The sequence below is a fragment of the Gilvimarinus sp. 1_MG-2023 genome (genome assembly GCF_030548285.1).
In genome coordinates this window covers 1-332 of the sequence record NZ_JAUOSC010000524.1, presented here as the reverse complement: position 1 = coordinate 332, position 332 = coordinate 1, and the positions used below count along the sequence as shown (strand labels likewise).

Sequence of the window (332 nt, the reverse complement as noted above, 5' to 3'; positions counted from 1 at the left end):
CGCCTGATCTTCCATGGTGAACTTGCGCATATTCGTCGAAAAAACCAGCGTTCCCCCCGGTTTGAGGCAAGCGACTGCCTGCTGAATCAAGCCCACGTGATCACGCTGGATATCCAGCACCCCTTCCATGCGTTTGGAGTTGGAAAAGGTCGGTGGATCCATAAAGATCAGATCGTATTGTTGCGAGCAATCACCCAGCCATTGCAACACGTCTGCCTGAACAAAAGCATGTTGGCTACTATCCAGACCATTCAGGTCGAAGTTCTCTTTCCCCCAACCCAGGTAAGTCCGTGACATATCCACACTGGTGCAGGCTGCGCCCGCTTCTTCCG

General features: G+C 53.0%; 1 protein-coding gene. It reads right to left on the bottom strand.

Annotated features, from left to right (window positions below; genetic code table 11):
• A partial coding sequence (locus Q4563_RS17920; RefSeq protein WP_303605463.1) for a class I SAM-dependent methyltransferase occupies nucleotides 1–303 on the bottom strand: 303 nt, incomplete at its 3' end.
• Between the last annotated feature and the right edge of the window lie 29 nt (nucleotides 304–332).